18 protein-coding genes, 1 pseudogene and 1 riboswitch are annotated in these 18811 nt (G+C 56.2%); of the genes and pseudogenes, 8 read left to right on the top strand and 11 right to left on the bottom strand.

The window, feature by feature from the left end:
- Nucleotides 1-77 precede the first annotated feature (77 nt).
- Complete coding sequence (locus tag EDF75_RS08415) at nt 78-1451, bottom strand: MFS transporter (protein ID WP_133598479.1); 1374 nt, start codon at nt 1449-1451, stop codon at nt 78-80.
- Between the two features lie 177 nt (nt 1452-1628).
- On the opposite strand from EDF75_RS08415, the gene kdgR reads away from it, so the two are divergent.
- Nucleotides 1629-2420 (top strand): DNA-binding transcriptional regulator KdgR, encoded by a 792-nt coding sequence (kdgR, locus tag EDF75_RS08410; protein WP_045859170.1) that lies wholly within the window; start codon nt 1629-1631, stop codon nt 2418-2420.
- A gap of 65 nt (nt 2421-2485) precedes the next feature.
- On the opposite strand, the gene EDF75_RS08405 is transcribed toward kdgR, so the two are convergent.
- Entirely contained in the window at nt 2486-2725 is a 240-nt protein-coding gene (locus EDF75_RS08405; protein ID WP_041146202.1) for a YobH family protein, read from the bottom strand.
- A 160-nt stretch (nt 2726-2885) separates the two neighbouring features.
- Between EDF75_RS08405 and mgrB the strand changes: the two genes are divergently transcribed.
- The 6 genes and pseudogenes from mgrB to rlmA all read left to right on the top strand — a co-directional run bounded on the left by mgrB (nt 2886) and on the right by rlmA (nt 7188).
- The gene (gene mgrB, locus EDF75_RS08400) at nt 2886-3029 is read left to right on the top strand and encodes a PhoP/PhoQ regulatory lipoprotein MgrB (RefSeq protein ID WP_041146201.1); all 144 of its coding nucleotides are present in this window, start codon (nt 2886-2888) and stop codon (nt 3027-3029) included.
- A 74-nt stretch (nt 3030-3103) separates the two neighbouring features.
- Complete coding sequence (locus EDF75_RS08395; RefSeq protein ID WP_045859168.1) at nt 3104-3394, top strand: YebO family protein; 291 nt, start codon at nt 3104-3106, stop codon at nt 3392-3394.
- Between the two features lie 634 nt (nt 3395-4028).
- Nucleotides 4029-4173, top strand: a pseudogene (locus EDF75_RS08390) (DUF2627 domain-containing protein).
- 12 nt (nt 4174-4185) lie between these two features.
- Nucleotides 4186-4395 (top strand): transcription antiterminator/RNA stability regulator CspE, encoded by a 210-nt coding sequence (cspE, locus tag EDF75_RS08385; RefSeq protein ID WP_001062678.1) that lies wholly within the window; start codon nt 4186-4188, stop codon nt 4393-4395.
- 191 nt (nt 4396-4586) lie between these two features.
- Nucleotides 4587-6332 carry a peptidoglycan glycosyltransferase FtsI gene (gene ftsI / locus EDF75_RS08380; protein ID WP_132511958.1) on the top strand — a complete coding sequence of 582 codons (1746 nt, stop codon included), beginning with the start codon at nt 4587-4589 and terminating at the stop codon, nt 6330-6332.
- Nucleotides 6333-6393: 61 nt separating this feature from the next.
- Nucleotides 6394-7188: a 23S rRNA (guanine(745)-N(1))-methyltransferase gene (rlmA, locus tag EDF75_RS08375; protein ID WP_133598476.1), complete on the top strand. Its 795-nt coding sequence runs from the start codon at nt 6394-6396 to the stop codon at nt 7186-7188.
- Nucleotides 7189-7191: 3 nt separating this feature from the next.
- Here rlmA and mntP read toward each other — a convergent pair whose 3' ends face one another.
- From mntP to manX, 5 genes are all read right to left on the bottom strand, one after another.
- Nucleotides 7192-7758 carry a manganese efflux pump MntP gene (gene mntP / locus EDF75_RS08370; RefSeq protein WP_133598474.1) on the bottom strand — a complete coding sequence of 189 codons (567 nt, stop codon included), beginning with the start codon at nt 7756-7758 and terminating at the stop codon, nt 7192-7194.
- Between the two features lie 116 nt (nt 7759-7874).
- Nucleotides 7875-7985, bottom strand: a riboswitch (yybP-ykoY riboswitch).
- Nucleotides 7986-8183: 198 nt separating this feature from the next.
- A complete protein-coding gene (locus EDF75_RS08365; RefSeq protein ID WP_123709091.1) occupies nt 8184-8642 on the bottom strand; it encodes a DUF986 family protein in 459 nt (152 codons plus the stop codon).
- Nucleotides 8643-8705: 63 nt separating this feature from the next.
- The gene (locus EDF75_RS08360; protein WP_041146195.1) at nt 8706-9557 is read right to left on the bottom strand and encodes a PTS mannose transporter subunit IID; all 852 of its coding nucleotides are present in this window, start codon (nt 9555-9557) and stop codon (nt 8706-8708) included.
- 12 nt (nt 9558-9569) lie between these two features.
- On the bottom strand, nt 9570-10370 hold the full coding sequence (locus EDF75_RS08355; RefSeq protein ID WP_045859157.1) for a PTS mannose/fructose/sorbose transporter subunit IIC: 801 nt from the start codon (nt 10368-10370) through the stop codon (nt 9570-9572).
- Nucleotides 10371-10425: 55 nt separating this feature from the next.
- On the bottom strand, nt 10426-11397 hold the full coding sequence (gene manX / locus EDF75_RS08350; protein ID WP_133598472.1) for a PTS mannose transporter subunit IIAB: 972 nt from the start codon (nt 11395-11397) through the stop codon (nt 10426-10428).
- A gap of 448 nt (nt 11398-11845) precedes the next feature.
- On the opposite strand from manX, the gene yoaE reads away from it, so the two are divergent.
- A complete protein-coding gene (gene yoaE, locus EDF75_RS08345; protein WP_133598470.1) occupies nt 11846-13405 on the top strand; it encodes a CNNM family cation transport protein YoaE in 1560 nt (519 codons plus the stop codon).
- A 38-nt stretch (nt 13406-13443) separates the two neighbouring features.
- Here the strand turns inward: yoaE and EDF75_RS08340 are convergent, their stop codons facing one another.
- From EDF75_RS08340 to pabB, 4 genes are all read right to left on the bottom strand, one after another.
- Complete coding sequence (locus EDF75_RS08340) at nt 13444-15021, bottom strand: EAL domain-containing protein (protein ID WP_133598468.1); 1578 nt, start codon at nt 15019-15021, stop codon at nt 13444-13446.
- A 124-nt stretch (nt 15022-15145) separates the two neighbouring features.
- Entirely contained in the window at nt 15146-16510 is a 1365-nt protein-coding gene (sdaA, locus tag EDF75_RS08335) for an L-serine ammonia-lyase (protein ID WP_133599415.1), read from the bottom strand.
- Nucleotides 16511-16788: 278 nt separating this feature from the next.
- Complete coding sequence (locus tag EDF75_RS08330) at nt 16789-17367, bottom strand: CoA pyrophosphatase (RefSeq protein ID WP_133598466.1); 579 nt, start codon at nt 17365-17367, stop codon at nt 16789-16791.
- A 3-nt stretch (nt 17368-17370) separates the two neighbouring features.
- On the bottom strand, nt 17371-18726 hold the full coding sequence (gene pabB / locus EDF75_RS08325; protein WP_133598464.1) for an aminodeoxychorismate synthase component 1: 1356 nt from the start codon (nt 18724-18726) through the stop codon (nt 17371-17373).
- Nucleotides 18727-18811 lie beyond the last annotated feature (85 nt).

Raw genomic sequence — 18811 nt, 5'->3', positions numbered from 1 at the left:
ATTCTTCTTTAGAGCGCAGAAACAAAAACCGCAGCCTTAATCGGGCTGCGGTTTTTTTTGTGCCGTAATCGGGCGGGCTATTGTCCGGGGCGCGGCTGGGTGACGCGCAGGCCGCTAACGGTAGCCGCAACCACCGCCAGTCCTCCGGCCAGCAGCAGCGCGGTATGGGTGCCGCCGTTACCCTGCAGATTGAACAGCAGCGCGACCAGCGCCGCGCCGGTGCTTTGTCCCAGCAGTCGGGCGGTGCCGAGCATTCCGCTGGCCCCTCCGCTGCGGTGGCTCGGGGCCGATGAGACTATAGTGTGGTTATTCGGCGACTGGAACAGGCCGAAGCCCGCGCCGCAGAGCGCCATGCGCCAGATAATATCGAGGTCGGACGGCGATGAGGGCAGCAGCGCCAGGCCAAACAGACCGCAGGCCATGACCGCCAGACCGACCGCTCCCAGCAGCCCCGCGTGAATTTTCTCAATCAGATAACCCGCCAGCGGCGCCATCACCATGGTCGCGAGCGGCCAGGGCGTCAGCAGAAGTCCCGTCTCGACCTCGCTGCGTCCAATCGTCGCCTGCAGGAAGAAGGGCAGCGAAACCAGCGCCAGCATCTGGGCGCAGAAGGAGCAGATTGAGGTGCAGATGGAGAGCGAGAAAAGCGGAATACGCAGCAGATCAACCGGCAGCAGCGGCACCGGCATCCGCAGCTGGCGGCGAATGAAGAAGAACCCGATAACCAGCATAGTGGCCAATTCAGCGAGCACCAGCCGGCCGGACTGCCCCTGCGCAAAGCCGCCGAGCGCGACGATCAGCAGGCCAAACGTCAGCGCATTCATGATAGCGCTGGGGAGATCGAAGCGGGTGATCCTGCTGCGGCCGCTGTTGGCCGGCAGGTAGCGCACGGCGAGCGTCAGCGAAATAATCCCCAGCGGAATGTTGATTAAAAACAGCCACTGCCAGGAGGCGACGGAGAGGATAGCGGCGGCAATCGTCGGGCCGGCTGCGGATGAGACGGCGACCACAAACGAGTTGATCCCCATTCCCCGTCCGAGGAAGCGCTTCGGGAAGATAAGACGAATGAGCGCGGTATTCACGCTCATCAGCGCGGCGCCGCCGAGGCCCTGGGCTACGCGGGCGAGAGTCAGCATCTCCAGCGAGTGGGATAGGGCGCAGGCCAGTGAGGTAAAGGTAAACACCAGTAACCCGATTTTATAGATGCGTCGATAGCCGAACATATCACCCAGAAAGGAGAGCGGCAGGAGCGCAATGACGATGGCGATTTGGTAAGCGTTGACTATCCAGATTGAGGCGGCGGGCGAAGCGTTAAGGTCGGTGGCGATGGTCGGCAGGGCCACGTTGGCAATGGCGCCGTCGAGTACCGCCATCGCGATGCCTAAAACAATGGTCAGAATGGCGCCGTAACGCTGCGGCAGGGGCAGACCATCGGAAACGTTTTTATCCATGTTAAGCTTATGTCTTTATCGTAACTATTCTCTGGATAATGATTTTAGCATTGATTATTCGGCTGTATGTCGCAGATTTGTAACGAATGGGCAGAAGAACGATTGCGGGCATCGGGTTGCGAATTTATAATAAAAACCGGTTCTAATTTTTATAAAACAGTAGCGATGAGGTGATAAATGGCAGTTGCAGATTTGGATAAACAGCCAGATTCTGTCTCTTCAGTATTGAAGGTTTTTGGCATCCTGCAGGCGCTTGGCGAAGAGCGTGAAATTGGTATTACCGAACTATCTCAGCGCGTTATGATGTCAAAAAGCACCGTTTATCGCTTTTTGCAGACCATGAAGTCTCTGGGCTACGTTGCCCAGGAAGGGGAGTCTGAGAAATACTCCCTGACGCTGAAGCTGTTCGAGCTGGGCGCGCGCGCGCTGCAGAATGTCGATCTGGTGCGCAGTGCGGATATTCAGATGCGCGAGCTGTCGCGCCTGACGAAAGAGACTATTCATCTGGGCGCGCTGGACGAAGACAGTATCGTCTACATCCATAAAATCGATTCGATGTACAACCTGCGCATGTATTCGCGCATCGGCCGCCGCAACCCGCTGTACAGTACCGCCATCGGCAAAGTGCTGCTGGCGTGGCGCGACCGCGCCGAGGTGGAGCAGATCCTCGAAGACGTCGAGTATAAGCGCAGCACCGACCGGACAATTACCAGCACCGAAGAGCTGCTGGGGGTTCTGGACAGCGTTCGTCAGCAGGGCTACGGCGAAGACAACGAAGAGCAGGAAGAGGGGCTACGCTGCATTGGCGTACCGGTCTTCGACCGCTTTGGCGTAGTGATTGCCGGGTTGAGTATCTCTTTCCCGACGCTGCGCTTCTCGGAGGAGCGTCTGCATGAATACGTTGCAATGCTGCACACCGCGGCGCGTAAAATTTCTGAGCAGATGGGCTATAACGACTATCCGTTCTGACAGCGGCGGGCGCTAGCTGCGGCGGCTACAGCGAGAAGAGGCTTCCTGCTGTAGCCCGCAGTGGATTAACCTTTGTCGATAACGGTTTCGCTTTTACGCAGAACCGGACAGTCGGTCAGACCAATAATACCGCTGTCAGAGTGAACGTACTGCACGGTTGTGGTACCGCGAGCGGTCAGATATTTACACTGGAGGCCCAGCCCCGCTGCGTTCTCATTGCTGCCAATCAACATGCCGTAGCCGCTTAATAATACGCCAATCCATAAGATAGCCAGTACTACAATCGTACGAATGATCAATCGCATTGTTGCCTCATAATTTGCATTATCCTCGGCGTTTATTTTGACAGGTACACGAGTTGAAACAAGTCTATGATTCTGAAACTTGCGTTTCGTATTACAGTTAGCCGCGGTTTAAGATGAGCGTGCTATCCTGGCAACATCTGGTATTGATGCGGAGTGTGGAGTGAAAAAATTACGCTGGGTTTTGCTGATTGTTGTCATAGCGGGCTGTTTGTTGCTGTGGACTCAGATGCTTAACGTAATGTGCGATCAGGATGTGCAGTTTTTCAGCGGCATCTGCACCATCAACAAATTCATCCCCTGGTAAGACATTTTTATGACGACTGATTTTCTTCTGCTGCGCGGGTGGTAGAATAAACGCCTTCTCTTTGAGGTGGTGAAATGAGTGAGTTACTAAGTCCTGGGATCGTAAATCTGGCATCGCTGGCGCTTTCCATTGTGCTGTTGCTTGTCGGCCTGTTGTTATGGTTTTTTGTTAATCGCGCAAGTTCGCGCGCTAACGAGCAGATTGCGCTGCTGCAGGCTCTGCTGGATCAGCAAAAGCGCCAAAATGCGCTGCTGCGTCGTCTCTGCGAAGCCAATGAGCCTGAGAAGGAAGAGGTTGCCGAACCTTCAGCCGTTGAGAAGGGGAAGGACGACGACGACTTTATCCGTCTCGTCGCTGAACGGTAGCTGATAAACGGGTGTACACCGCGCTGGTGTACACCTGCCTCATCGCCTTACGCAATAACTTATTCTTATCCTTCCGCGCTTATTGCCACATTTCTTATGTCACTTAATGTGTTAGCGATCGCAATTTTATCCAATAAGCTATGGATTTTTGAGCTATTCAAATAAAATAATAACATCGTGATTTAATTGCATGATGAAAGTGTGTGTCATCGAAATTTCATTATTAAGATGCAATATAAACACTATTTGTCGCGTGGCTAACAGCATTTAATTAACCCTGCATATTCTCGGCCTAAGCCAATTTTCAACTATCAATATGCGCGTTTATGCGCATCGTTATGCAGCTATGCGCACGTAACCCCTCAAAATTGGCAGGGTGCATGCATGGCGGGCTGGACGGAGCGAAGTTGTTGAGCTGTGGTGAAAAAGTTGCAGCTATCATCCATGCATAATCGGATGTTTGCCGCGCGCCCCGGGATTAACGGCAGGCGAGAAAAGGCGCATAAACGTGCAGTTGGTCAAATGATTCCCTTATATTTTGTGCGAAGGATCGAGAGCCGTTTAAAAATGGCTTGCCATTATTAACGTTGTATGTGATAACACCTTTCGGGTTAAACGAGGTACAGTTCTGTTTATGTGTGGCATTTTCAGTAAAGAAGTCCTGAGTAAACACGTTGTCGTTGAATACCGCTTCTCTGCCGAACCTTATATTAGTGCCTCATGCAGTAGTGTGTCAGTTTTATCTATGTAAGCGCCTGCGGGCGAAGAAAACAGTCTAAGGAATTTTGCAAATGGCAAAGATTAAAGGTCAAGTTAAGTGGTTCAACGAGTCTAAAGGTTTTGGCTTTATTACTCCGGCTGATGGCAGCAAAGACGTGTTCGTACACTTCTCCGCTATCCAGGGTAATGGCTTCAAAACTCTGGCTGAAGGCCAGAACGTTGAGTTCGAAATTCAGGACGGCCAGAAAGGTCCGGCAGCAGTTAACGTAACTGCTATCTGATTCAAGACCACTCAGCTTGTAAAGAAAGCCTCGCCTTTGCGGGGCTTTTTAGCGTTTATTGCAAAACATTTCCGATTTCCCCCCTCCGTTGCGCTTTGTTGCAAAACAACACCTTTATTAGCACTGTTTCGCATCCTGTTTTGTCGATTTTCTGTTAAATCAGAGGGTTGCAAAATAATGCTGGAGCTACGGTGCAAAAGAACAAAACTAAAACAGGCGCGAATTTCACCCCGATTCGCTTTGGGCTACTGTGCGCAGCGATCCTCAGCTGCCTTGGGCTGCTTTTAGGCCGGGTGGGATGGCTGCAGATTGTCTCCCCCGATAATCTGGTTAAGCAAGAGGATATGCGTTCGCTGCGCGAAGAGCCTATTGACGTTCAGCGCGGGATGATAAGCGACCGCGAGAATCGCCCGCTGGCGGTCAGCGTACCGGTTAGCGCTATCTGGGCCGACCCGCAAACGATCCTCGAGAAAGGGGGCGTCGGCTATGGTCCGCGCTGGCAGGCGATGGCGGAAGCGCTGCACCTTAACCTGAGCGACCTGGCGAAACGGGTTCAGGCTCATCCCCATATGCGCTTTGTCTATCTGGCGCGCCAGGTTAACCCGGAGCAGGCCGAGTGGATCGATAAGCTGCATCTGCCGGGGATTAACCTGCGCGACGAATCCCGACGCTTTTATCCGGCTGGTCACGTTGCGGCCAACCTGCTTGGTTTTACCAATATCGATAATCAGGGCATTGAAGGGGTTGAAAAAAGCTTCAACGCCCAGCTGACCGGAAAGGCCGGGCGTCGGCTGGTGCGTAAAGATCGCCACGGCCACGTGATTGAAAATATCACCGAGGTGGCGGCGGTTCCGGCGCACAATTTACAGCTGAGTATCGACGAGCGGCTGCAGACGGTCACCGAGGATGCGCTGGATAATGCGGTCAGCTGGAACAAGGCCGAGTCCGGAGCGGCGGTGCTCATTAAGATTGATACCGGCGAAATCCTGTCGATGGCCAGCTATCCGGACTTTAACCCCAATAATCGCGATAACGCCCGGCTGGATGATTTCCGTAATCGCGCCATCAGCGATACCTTTGAGCCAGGCTCGACGGTGAAGCCGCTGGTGCTGATGACGGCGCTGCAGCAGGGGATTGTGCAGCCTGACAGCGTGGTGGATACCCATCCTTTCGTTCTTGACGGTCACCGCATTCGCGATGTCGGCTACTATCCGGAGCTGACCCTCACCGGCATTCTGCAAAAATCCAGCGATGTCGGCGTCTCGCACCTGTCTCTGGCTATGCCGGTCCAGCACCTGATCGACACCTATAAGGCCTTTGGCTTTGGCGACCCGACGGGCCTCGGGCTCACCGGGGAAAGCACGGGGCTGATGCCCCAGCGCCGCTACTGGGGCCAGTTGGATCGCGCGACTTTCTCTTTTGGCTACGGCCTGATGGTCACCCCGCTGCAGCTGGCGCACGTCTACGCCACCATCGGCGGCTTCGGCATCGAGCGGCCGCTGTCGATTACCCGCATCGATCCGCCGGTTATCGGCACGCGAGTGATGCCGGAACAGATCGTCCATGAAGTAGAGCATATGATGGAGAGCGTGGCGTTGCCGGGCGGCGGCGGGACAAAAGCGGCCGTCCGCGACTATCGGATTGCGGTAAAAACCGGGACCGCGAAAAAAATTGGCCCGGACGGCAAGTACATCGATAAATATGTTGCCTATACCGCGGGCGTGGCGCCGGCCAGCAACCCGCAGTTTGCGCTGGTGGTGGTGATCAACGACCCCAGCAACGGCTCCTATTACGGCGGGGCCGTTTCGGCGCCGGTATTTAGCCAGATAATGGGCGACGTCCTGCGTCTCGAAAACGTGATGCCGGACGGAATGCCGGCGGGCTCGGACAATCTTATCGTTATGCACAACGACGAGAGCCTGCCTCCGGCGCTGTAACAGTGGTCTGAAAGAGCGAATAACGCTACACTTTCGCTCTTTCAGCGACACCGGAGTTGTCATGTCTTACAGTTGCCCCCTTTGCCACGCGCCGCTTGAGCGCCGCGAAAATAGCTATATCTGCCCGCAGCGGCACCAGTTTGATTTAGCGAAGGAGGGATACGTTAACCTGCTGCCGGTGCAGTTCAAGCGCTCGCGCGATCCGGGCGACAGTGCGGAAATGATGCAGGCGCGACGCGCCTTTCTCGATGCCGGCCACTACCAGCCGCTGCGTGATGCGATCGGCGAGTTTCTGCAGACCTGTGCGCCAGCCGACCTGCTGGACATCGGCTGCGGCGAGGGTTACTACACCCACGCGTTTGCCGCTATTTCAGCCCGCTGCTGGGGCCTCGACGTCTCTAAATCAGCGGTTCGCGCGGCGGCCAAACGCTATCCGCAGGTGAATTTCTGCGTCGCTTCCAGCCAGCGTCTGCCGTTTGCTGATGCCAGCTTTGATGCGGTGGTGCGGATCTACGCTCCCTGCAACGCGCTCGAGCTGGCGCGGGTGGTCAGACCCGGGGGCTGGGTGGTTACCGCGACGCCGGGTCCGAAGCATCTGCTTGAGCTGAAAGGCCTGATTTACGACGAGGTGCATCTGCACGAGCAGAATACGGAAGAGATGACCGGTTTTTCCCTGCGCCATGAGCAGCAGCTGGCTTATCCCATGACGCTAAGCGGAAGTGAGGCCGAGGCGCTGCTGCAGATGACGCCGTTTGCATGGCGGGCGAAACCGCCGGTGCGTGAGACGCTGCGCCAGCAGGCGCTATTCGGCTGCCAGACAGATTTTATGATCCACTGCTGGCAGCGTGATGCCTGATAGCTAACCGGCGAAATGGCTCCAGAGAATTTCTGCCCCGATCCCGATCAGCACAATCCCGCCGAGAATTTCAGCCCGTTTGCCAAGCAGCGGGCCGATAAACCGCCCCAGCATAATACCCAGCGTTGACATCACCATCGTCGCGCAGCCAATCGCCAGCGCGGTGGCAATGATGTTCACCTGCAGGAATGCCAGACCGACGCCAACGGCCATCGCGTCAAGGCTGGTAGCAATGGCGGTGGTGACCAGCAGCCAAAAGCCGTGACGATGGGGCGCTTCGCACTCATCGTCAACGCCGCCGCGAAATCCTTCAATGACCATTCGGCCACCGAGGAAAACCAGCAGCACAAAGGCAATCCAGTGATTCCACTCGAGGACGAACTGGCTGGCAAGCATCCCCATTCCCCAGCCGACAAGCGGGGTCAGCGTTTCAATCGCGCCGAAGATAAGCCCGGTGCGTAACGCTTCGGAAAATTTAGGTTTGTGGAGGGTGGCACCCTTACCGATAGAGGCGGCGAAGGCGTCCATGGACATGCCAAAGGCCAGAAGAATCGTTGCGGATAAGTTCATGAGTGCGTCCTGACCGGGGATATTCCATATGACACATCGCTGCCCCCAGTAAATATACGCAATAACTCTAATGACTATATATTGCGCACCGCAGTGATGTGCCTATGGTCTCGCCTGATTGAATGCGTTCTTCAACCCGTACGTGCCACGTTTTGCAACGAGTATGTTGACACGTACATCTTCTGGCCTGGCGGACAGAAGATCGGCTACTCCCCAACGACGGGCGCAACCTTAACATATTTTGAGAATATAAAACAATAACACGATTTAGATATTTTAATAACCAAATGATAACGATTTTCATTTGAATTTAGGTGTCAAGAATTGGTTAATAAATATCAGTGAAGTGGGCAGAGGGAATATAGCAATGGCTATATTCCCTCTGCCGAAATGGGCTGAAATATAGCGCAGGCTATATTTTTAACTTATTGAGTAGAAACGAGAAGTTTGTATATTTTTTCCAGATCGTCGATATTTCGTACGCGAATAAGCAGGCGTCTTTGCTCTAATTGCATCACCAGCACGCCGTCTTCCGATAAATTCATCTCTTTAATACGCTTATATTCAATCCAGATATTGGCGAAGAAAAAGCCAGCCGGCTTGAAGATGATCTTTGGCGTGCGGATCCAGAACAGGTAGAGTCCCATTAATGCCAGAGCAGATAACAACCAGGTGGTGATGAGCGCGCCGTGGCTAACAATGTTGTTATAAATCAGGATGGCGGTGAGGCCGACGAAGATTATCCCGTCAACGCGGCTGCGGCGGAGCAGGGGAATGGCCAGCAGCTGCGGGCCGTTGCGGCGCGGCATAATAAACTGGTCATAAATCGCAAATGCCAGCAGAAGCAAAATAAACAGCACCAGCACCAGATCCGTGAGAGTCATCCATCCTCCGAACAAAAGCTAAAAAAAAAGCCGGGGGCAGGCCCCCGGCGTACAGCAGGATAATTACAGCCCCAGCAGGCCGATGGCGTAGCCAACGATACCGATGACGAAGAAGCCAACGATGATCCACAGGGCGTTAACTTTCTTACGCAGCAGCCACATACAGGCGAAGGTCAGCAGCAGAGGCACCAGGCCCGGCATCAGCTGGTCAAGGATAGTCTGCACGGTGGTCACGCGAGTCTGGCCATCCTGACCGGTGATGGTGGATACCACCAGCGGGATGTTCACGTGCGTCCACTTGTTAACCAGTGCCCCCATGACAAACAGGCCGAGAATCGATGCCCCCTCGGTCAGTTTCTGCAGGAAGCCGCCGCCCATATCCTTAACGATGTCGATACCTTTACGGTAACCGTACGCGACGCCGTAGTAACGGGTCAGCAGACGTACCGCGTTAAACAGGATAAAGAACAGCAGAGGACCGAGCAGGCTGCCGCTCATCGCGATACCGGCGCCCAGCGCCGCGAATACCGGACGCACGGTACCCCAGAAGATCGGGTCGCCTACGCCTGCCAGCGGACCCATCAGGCCGACTTTGATACCGTTGATGGCACCATCGTCGATCTCCGCGCCGTTAGCACGCTGCTCTTCCATCGCCAGCGTTACGCCGAGAACCGGCGCCGCAACGTAAGGGTGAGTGTTAAAGAACTCAAGGTGACGCTTAATCGCCTGTTTACGCGCATCGTTATTCTCCGGGTACAGGCGACGAATTGCCGGCACCATAGAGAAGCAGAAGCCCAGCGCCTGCATACGTTCGAAGTTCCATGAACCCTGGAACAGGTTAGAACGAATGAACACGCCACGAATATCACTCTGAGTGAGTTTTTTCTCGGTGGTATTTTTAGTCATATCAACCATTTCGCTCACCTGTTAGTCCAGTTCGTTATCGAGATCGTTATTACCAGCAGCCTGCGCTGGCGCACCCGCTACGCGGTTGTATTTCGGGCTAAGCTGGATGTAGAGGATGGCCATTACGGTACCAATCACGCCCAGAGCAACCAGGTTGAAGTTGGTGAACGCAGCGGTAACGAAGCCGAGGTAGAAGAACGGCATCAGATAGCCTGCGCGCATCATGTTGATGACCATCGCGTAACCAACGACCACGATCATGCCACCCGCGATGTTCAGACCGCCGGTGACCACTTCAGGAATGGCGTTCAGCAGGCCCTGGACTTCGCTGGTACCGACGGAGATAGCGACGATAACGGCCGGGATAGCGATACGCATGGCCTGCAGGAACAGAGACGAAACGTGAAGCCAGGAAATGGCCGTCAGGTTTCCGCTCTCCGCCGCTTTATCCGCAGCGTGCTGGAAGGCAACGGTGATCGTACGAACGATAATGGTCAGAACCTGGCCTGCTGCTGCCAGCGGGATAGCCAGCGCGATACCGGCACCAATGCTCTGGTGGCCGGCGATAACCAGCACGGTCGAGATGATGGACGCGAGGGCGGCATCCGGCGCAACGGCGGCGCCGATGTTCATCCAGCCCAGGGCGATCATTTCCAGGGTACCACCGATGATAATACCGGTTTTCATATCCCCGAGAACGGCGCCAATCAGCGTACAGGCCACCAGAGGACGGTGGAACTGAAATTCATCAAGTACCGACTCCATACCCGCAATACACGCGACGATGAACACCAGCACAATCTGAAGAAGGGTAATCTCCATTGTACTTCTCCTGTTGATTAAGTCTTAAGTTGAAAAGTCAGGCGCGAGCGCAGGGTTATTTATTAACCTTGGCGATCAGGTCCATCATTTTCAGTTTCTGGTCGGTGGAAACTTTTCGTGCTTCCAGTTCGATACCGCGGGCGTTCAGCTTCCTGAACGCTTCAATATCTTTCTCATCGACCGAAATCGCGTTGTTCACCTGCGTTTTGCCCTGGCGGAAAGCCATGCCGCCGATGTTAACGGTGGTGATATTCACGCCACCTTCAACAACGCGTTCAACGTCAGTTGGGTTAGTGAACAGCAGCATAATGCGCTCGCCGGCGTATTTGGGGTTGTTGTAGACGCGGATCATTTTAGCCACATCGACAACGTGGGCGGTGACGCCCGGAGGTGCAACCTGAGTCAGCAACGTTTTGCGTACGGTATCGGCGGCGACTTCATCGCTGACGACAATAATACGGGTGACGTTGGTTTCTTTGGTCCAGCGGGTCGCGACCTGTCCGTGGATAAGACGATCGTCGATACGCGCCAGGCCGATAACCATGTAATCGTTTGGACCCATCGGTTTAGCTGGGGTTGCCGCTTGCGGCGCTGCCGCCTGAACGGGAGCCGGAGCCGCTTTTTCTACCGCTTTCGCTTTCAGCGCCTTAACGCCTTCACGACCGGTTTCCACCGCTAACGCCACCAGCTCGTCGAACGACGGATCGTCGTCACGGGCCATCAGCGTTTCAACCAGCATTGGAATGTTAACGCCGGCGATGACTTCGTAGTGTTCTTTATCGACGACAATGCGGCTCGCCGCGTTGAACGGGCTGCCTCCCCACGTATCGACGAGAAACAACGCGCCTTTAGTCGTGTCCAGCTTCGCCAGCTGTGCGTTGTACTTCTCGATCAGCGTTTCGGCGTTTTCACCGGGAACGAAATCAATCCAGCCAACGTTTTCCTGCTCGCCCAACAGCATTTCTGCCGTCTTCAGCAGCTGTTCTGCAGCCCAACCATGTGTGCCTATTACAATAGCAATCGTCACTTGCTACCTCCTTTATTATGGTGAATGCATCATCTGTTGTGATACATCCTGAATCACTCTTGCGAACAAAATCGATTCAGTAAGGGTGTAAGATCTAAAATAATCACTACAGCGAATTATTTTAGATAGTGAAAAAATAATTAATGTGATGAAGATCCGTTAATCACGCATCTACGAATAATAATTTCGCGGCGCAAAAAATAGCCTTAGCTATTGCAAAAACAGGTAAATTTTTTTCCAATCCGCTTCTGTTTTTTGCTATGTTTAGCTTCCGTTTAACTACTCAGGAGTATAGGGCATAAGCCCGCTGTATGGACCCTCATCGACGTCTTTTCACCCTTTGGCACCTTTCTGCCACCGCTACCTGCTACGCTTTTTTACCAGCAACAATTGTCTCGCCTGTGCATGACATAGCGATGACTGCGTCCGTCGTTAACTGGAGCAACTCATGGAATTCTTAATGGATCCCTCTATTTGGGTCGGCCTGTTGACGCTGGTCGTCCTCGAGATCGTGCTCGGTATCGACAACCTGGTATTTATCGCCATCCTTGCGGATAAACTGCCGCCAAAGCAGCGTGATAAAGCACGCCTGATTGGCCTGTCGCTGGCGCTGTTCATGCGTCTGGGGCTGCTGTCGGTTATTTCGTGGATGGTGACCTTAACCAAACCGCTGTTCAGCATCGCTGATTTTTCCTTCTCCGGGCGCGATCTTATTATGCTGCTGGGGGGGATATTCCTGCTGTTCAAGGCGACGACCGAGCTGCACGAGCGGCTGGAAAACCGCCAGCACGATGCCGGTCATGGGAAAGGTTACGCCAGCTTCTGGGTGGTGGTGCTGCAGATTGTCGTGCTTGATGCCGTGTTCTCGCTGGATGCGGTGATTACCGCCGTGGGCATGGTGAACCATCTCCCGGTGATGATGGCGGCGGTGGTGATTGCGATGATGGTAATGCTGCTGGCCTCGAAGCCGCTGACCCGCTTCGTGAACCAGCATCCGACGGTGGTGGTGCTGTGCCTTAGCTTCCTGCTGATGATTGGCCTGAGCCTGGTGGCTGAAGGCTTTGGTTTCCATATACCGAAAGGCTACCTGTACGCCGCGATTGGCTTCTCGATAACCATCGAGTTCTTCAACCAGGTGGCGCGCCGTAACTTTATCCGCCATCAGTCGACGCTGCCGCTGCGCGCGCGAACCGCCGATGCGATCCTGCGCCTGATGGGCAGCCGCAAGCAGAATCAGGTCACGCACGATGGCGACATGCCTTCTGCGGTACCGGTACCGGAAGGCGAGTTTGCCGAGGAAGAGCGCTACATGATTAACGGCGTGCTGACGCTTGCCCAGCGCTCGCTGCGCGGCATCATGACGCCGCGCGGTGAAATCAGCTGGGTTGACGCCGAGCAGAGCGAAGATGAGATTCGCCGCCAGCTGCTCTCTTCCCCGCACAGCCTGTTCCCGGTGTGCCGGGGCGAGCTGGATGAGATCATCGGCATCGTTCGTGCCAAAGAGATGCTGGTGGCCCTGGAGGCCGGTGAGAACGTGGCGGCGCTCGCTTCGGCGTCGCCGGCGATTGTGGTTCCGGAAACCCTGGACCCGATCAATCTGCTGGGCGTTCTGCGCCGGGCCCGCGGCAGCTTCGTCATTGTCACCAACGAGTTCGGAGTGGTGCAGGGGCTGGTGACGCCGCTGGACGTGCTGGAGGCGATTGCCGGCGAGTTCCCGGATGCCGATGAGACGCCGGAGATCGTTGCCGATGGCGACGGCTGGCTGATCAAAGGCTCGACCGATCTCCACGCGCTGCAGCAGACGCTGGGGCTGGATGATATCGTCAACGAAGAAGAGGATATTGCGACGGTTGCCGGGCTGGTTATCGCCGTCAACGGCCATATCCCGCGCACCGGCGACGTCGTTGAGCTGGCGCCGCTGCAGTTCACTATCGTTGAGGCTAACAGCTATCGTGTCGATCTGGTCCGCGTCGTCAAAACGCGCCACGAGCACGACGAAGAAGAGTAATCCCGCCGACCTGCCGGCCTCCGCAAGGGGCCGGCAGGCTATTCGCTATCCTTTTCCCCCACAGTCGCCAGGCTGTGCATCGCCAGCCATTGCGGGAATTCGTTTATCGGCATCGGCCGGGCGTAGCGAAACCCCTGCAGGATATCGACGCCCTGGTCACGCAAATACTCCGCCTGCTCATGCGTTTCAACGCCTTCCGCGATAGTGACAATTTCCAGGCGATGCGCGAGGGCAATAATCATATCCGTTACCGTCGAATTTACGCTGTCGATGCCGATAGCGCTGGTGAAGGACTTATCAATTTTTAAGATATCGGGGCGCAGTTTTTTCAGCCATGACAGCGAGCTGTTGCCGGTACCGAAATCATCGATTGCCAGCTGCACGCCTTTGTAATGCAGGTGTTCGGCCATATGACGATCGCCATCCTGCAGCACGTCGCGCTCCGTCAGCTCCACCACCAGCTGCTGGATGGGATGAGCGCTAAACCAGTAGTGATGCAGATCGCGCAGCAGCTCGCCGTTAGCAAAGTGGCGGGCGGCGACGTTGATCGAAATATGGAAGCGCTTGTCCTGGGGGAAGAGGTTGAGCTGGCGCGCGGTCTCCGCGATGACGTAGCGGGTGAGGGGAACGATAAGATTATAGCCCTCGGCAATGGGAATAAAAACGTCGGGGGAAATTTTCCCGCGACGCGGATTGTTCCAGCGCAGCAGGATCTCGACTCCGCAGCACCTTTGGCTGCGCGCATCCTCCAGCGGCTGGCACCAAAGCTCGAACTCGCGAGAAGCGATCCCGAGGCTGATTTCACGGGAGAAGCTGAGCCTGCCGGCGGTGGTTAGCCAGGCAATGCCGGTCATCAACAGCGTAAGGATCAGCGCCAGCGGCAGCTCGGCGGGCAGGTCGTTGAGGGCGATGGCCGAGGCGCCCGGGCCGCTGACGTTGATGGTAAAGGGAAACTGCGAAGAGCTCTGGCGATAGATAATGCGCTCGCCGGGAATGGCGTCGCGGTCCACCAGGCCGAGGCCGTAAATAAAGCTTTTATCTCCCACCTGCAGCCCAATACCGGTAATCAGCGGTGATTTCGCGTTGAGAATTAACTCCCCCAGCAGCTCAATGTTAATCATCAGCATGACGCCGTCGGCGCCGCTGAGAGAGACCGGATACCAGCGAATTAATACCGGCGAGCCGACCAGCAGCGACCCGTCGGTGGAGAAGGCCAGAAGAGGGCGGTTGCTCGGCAGCATGGGCTGCCGCTGATGAAGGTTAATATTACGTTCGCCATAAATACTGGAGCAGTAAAGAATATCGGATTTCACCAGCGCGATGGTGCGTACCGTCTGCAGCGAGGCCGCCAGCTTGCGTAAAGGCAGGTGAATATCCCGACACGGCTGGCCGACGAAACTGAGCATCGAGGCGTGGTGGCTCTCAAGCGGGAGAAGAATTTTATCCATGGCCAGCACCATCTGGTCGGTGACGGTCTGGATCCGCTGCTGATTTAGGCTACGCTGCGAAATAAATCGGATAACCAGCGTGGTTGTTAGCGTTAATAACGCAACAATCAAACAGACGGTAATACGTTTGCGGCGGTATGTCGTGATGACCTTATGTGCAGTCTGCATGCGCGACACCCTGTCGACTCTGAGTAACCTTCAGAATATCAATCGTCAGAGAGTAAGTGTAGTGGATGTAAATGAATAGCAGAAGAAAAATGCGCCGGTTAGGGCGCATTTCGTTTGAGATGGTTTAGTCACACTGTACTTTGATGGCCAGACCGCCGCGGGAGGTCTCGCGATATTTGGCGTTCATGTCCTTGCCGGTTTCGTACATCGTCTCGATAACTTTATCGAGGGAGACGCGCGGTTCGCTGGTGCGGCGCATCGCCATACGCGCGGCGTTAATCGCTTTAACCGATGCGATAGCGTTGCGTTCGATGCACGGCACCTGGACCTGGCCGGCGACGGGATCGCAGGTAAGGCCAAGATTGTGCTCCATGCCGATCTCTGCCGCCACGCACACCTGCTCCGGGCTGGCGCCGAGCAGCTCTGCAAGACCGGCGGCGGCCATCGAGCACGCCACGCCAACCTCGCCCTGACAGCCCACTTCCGCGCCTGAAATAGAGGCATTCATCTTGTACAGCGCGCCCACGGCGCCGGAGGCCATAAAGTAGCGAATGTAGATATCAGGGCTGACCGATTCAATAAAGTGGTCGTAGTAGGCCAGCACCGCGGGCACAATCCCGCAGGCGCCGTTGGTCGGGGCCGTAACCACGCGGCCGCCGGCGGCGTTCTCTTCGTTGACGGCGAGGGCAAACATGTTCACCCAGTCAATGACGTTCATCGGGTCGCTGGAGAGCTTATCGCTGGCCACCAGCAGGCGGCGCAGCGCCGAGGCGCGACGCGGTACGCGCAGCGGCCCTGGCAGTACCCCTTCGGTATTCATGCCGCGATCGATACAGGCGCGCATGGTCTGCCAGACGTTGGCAAAATAGTCTTCGATCTCTTTTTTGTCGTGCAGCGCCAGTTCGTTCTGCATCACCATTCCGGAGAGCGACAGTCCGGTCTCTTTGCAGTAGCTCAGCATCTCCTGCGCCGATTTAAACGGGTAAGGTACGCTGAGCTCGCCCGCATTTTCTTTGCCGAAATGCTCTTCGTCGACGATAAAACCGCCGCCGATGGAGTAGTAAGTTTTGCTGTAGATTTCTTTGTCGCCGGCCCAGGCATGAATCGTCATCCCGTTCTCGTGCAGCGGAAGGTTGTCGCTGCGAAAACGCATGCCGTCATCCTGCGGGAAATCGACTTCCTGCTGCCCTTGCGCCAGCAGCAGGCGTCCGCGCGCTTCTACGTCGCGAATAAATGCCGGAATCGCGTCAATGTCGACCGTATCGGGCTGATTGCCCGCCAGCCCCATGATAATGGCGATGTCCGTGTGGTGGCCTTTGCCGGTTAATGACAGCGAGCCGTAGACGTCAACCGCCACGCGCGTTACGTCATTAAGTAGTCCCTTTTCGACCAGGTCATCGACGAACTGTTTACCGGCCTTCATCGGCCCTACAGTATGGGAAGATGAGGGACCAATCCCCACCTTGAACATGTCGAATATACTAATCACCATAACACTCCAGTACAGGGTTGCCACGGCTGCGGCAACGATGTGATAACTGCGCATAGTGTAAGAGGGAACCGTAGCATCAGCTTAACTATTCACATGAATTAAACTAATGGATAACCATGAATTTACTAATGCTGAGAGCGCCGTCATATTTAAGTATATACCCTAAGTAACGGGCCCGACGGGGGAGCCGCAAGAGGGGGGCGCAAAGGGCGGTGCGGGGGAGTTCGGCGAGCGAACGCAGCCGCAAGAAGGGCTGCGCAAAGTCGATTAAGGCGTCAGGGCTTGACGCCGATTTGCAGGGCCAGCTCGCGGATAATCCCCGCGGTCATTCCCCAGACAAAATAATGCTGATACCAGGAAAGCCAGACCCGATGCGAGTTCCCGCGGCGATGGATATCCAGAGGGTGATAGCGGCCCAGGCGCAGCGCTTCGGCCAGCGGCATTTCAAAGACCGCCGCCACCTCATCCTGGCTGGCGTGATAGCGCAGGTTAGGCGGAATGATCCCCACCACCGGGGTGACCTGAAAGCCGGTCACGCTATCCACCGGCGGCAGAACGCCGATGATTTCCACCTGTTCAGGGGGAATAGCCACCTCTTCCTGCGCCTCGCGGAGCGCGGCGGCAATCAGCGACGCGTCGCTGTTATCGACCGCTCCGCCCGGGAAGGCCACCTGGCCGGCGTGCTTACGCATCCGCGGCGAGCGCTGGGTAAGCAGCAGCCCCGGCTGCGGGCGACGGACAATCGGTACCAGCACCGCGGCCTGGCGCTGATTGAGGGCGCCTTGCGAAGGCTGCGGGCGCAGTAATTGAAAGCGCGAAAGAAAGTCGTCCAGCTCAAGGGCGCTATCCGCCATATCTTAACTCTCCAGTTGGTGCAGAATGCGGTTAACTTTATCAAAGGTTTCCTGGTATTCAGCGTCTTCTTCGCTATCTGCGACAATCCCGCCGCCCGCAGAGCAGTATAGCTGTCCCTGCCACGCCGTCAGCGTGCGGATCGTAATGCTGGTATCCATATTTCCGCACAGGCTGAGATAGCCGATGCTGCCGCACCACGCGTTGCGCCGCTGCGGCTCCAGGCTATCGATAATTTGCATCGCGCGCACCTTGGGGGCGCCGGTAATGGAGCCGCCGGGAAACGCCGCACGCAGCAGGTCGCTGGCGTGAAGATGGGCCGGTAGCCTGGCGGTAATGGTGCTGACCAGATGGTGGACCGCCGGGAACGGCTCAACGACGAAGAGCTCGGGTACGCGAACGCTGCCGGGCTCGGCAACCCGGCCAATATCGTTGCGCATCAAATCGACGATCATCAAATTTTCAGCGCGATCCTTTGGCGAGTTAGCCAGCCTTTCTGCCTGGCGGGCGTCCTGCTGCGGATCGGCCAGCCGCGGTAGGGTGCCTTTAATCGGCCGGGTCTGGATTTCACCCTGATGGAGCCGGATAAAACGCTCCGGAGAGAGGCTCAGCACCGCGCCGTCCTCGAGGCGAATAAAGGCGCTGAACGGGGCTCTGTTAGCGCGGTTAAGCTGACAAAATGCCTGCCACTCGTCGCCCTGATAGCGGGCCTGGAAGCGCTGGGCCAGGTTGACCTGGTAGCAGTCACCGCTCTGCAGCCACGCCTGTACCTGGCGAAATTTCTCGCCGTACTGCTCGCGGCTCATGTTAGAGCGCCAGGCCGAGGTCAGGCTAAAAGGGGCCGCCGCTGGGGCAGCTTGTGCCGTCAGCCAGCGCAGGCGCGCGTGGGGATCGTCGTAGCTCAGCAGAGAGACCTCACGCTGCTGGTGATCGACGATCAGCGCCCAGTCGTAAATACCGACCGCCATATCCGGCAGGGCAATATCCGCGTCGGCATGAGACGGCAGCTTTTCGAAGCGGCGCCCCAGATCGTAGCCGAACAGCCCCAGCGCGCCGCCAAGGAACGGCAGGTGCGGATGGGCCTGCGGCGCGAGTCCACACTGCGCCAGCTGCTGCTCCACTATTGTTAGCGGATCGTCAGCCGAAGTCGTCAACGTTTGGCCGTCGTTCACCGTGGTGATACCGCCGCGGGTCGTCAGGGTTGCGCGCGGCTCGGCGACGATAATATCAAAACGGTTGTGCGGATGATCGGCAAAGCCTGAGTGCAGCAGCATCGCCCAGGGCGCTGCGCTTATCGGCGCAAAGTAGCGCTCGGCGGCATCCGGATGCCAGGGCAGGGTAATAATAGCGGGGGACAACATCTTCCTCGATCCTGATCGTTACCGCCCGCTGGCTAATAAGGGGACGGCGTGAAATAATTACGCCCCACAATGTAGCAGGAGTCAG

Origin of the sequence: Klebsiella sp. BIGb0149, assembly GCF_004362605.1 — a bacterium.
Classification (GTDB): Bacteria; Pseudomonadota; Gammaproteobacteria; order Enterobacterales; family Enterobacteriaceae; genus Klebsiella; species Klebsiella terrigena.
The sequence above is the reverse complement of the archived record's forward strand: the minus strand, read 5'-3'. Positions and strand labels throughout refer to the sequence as shown.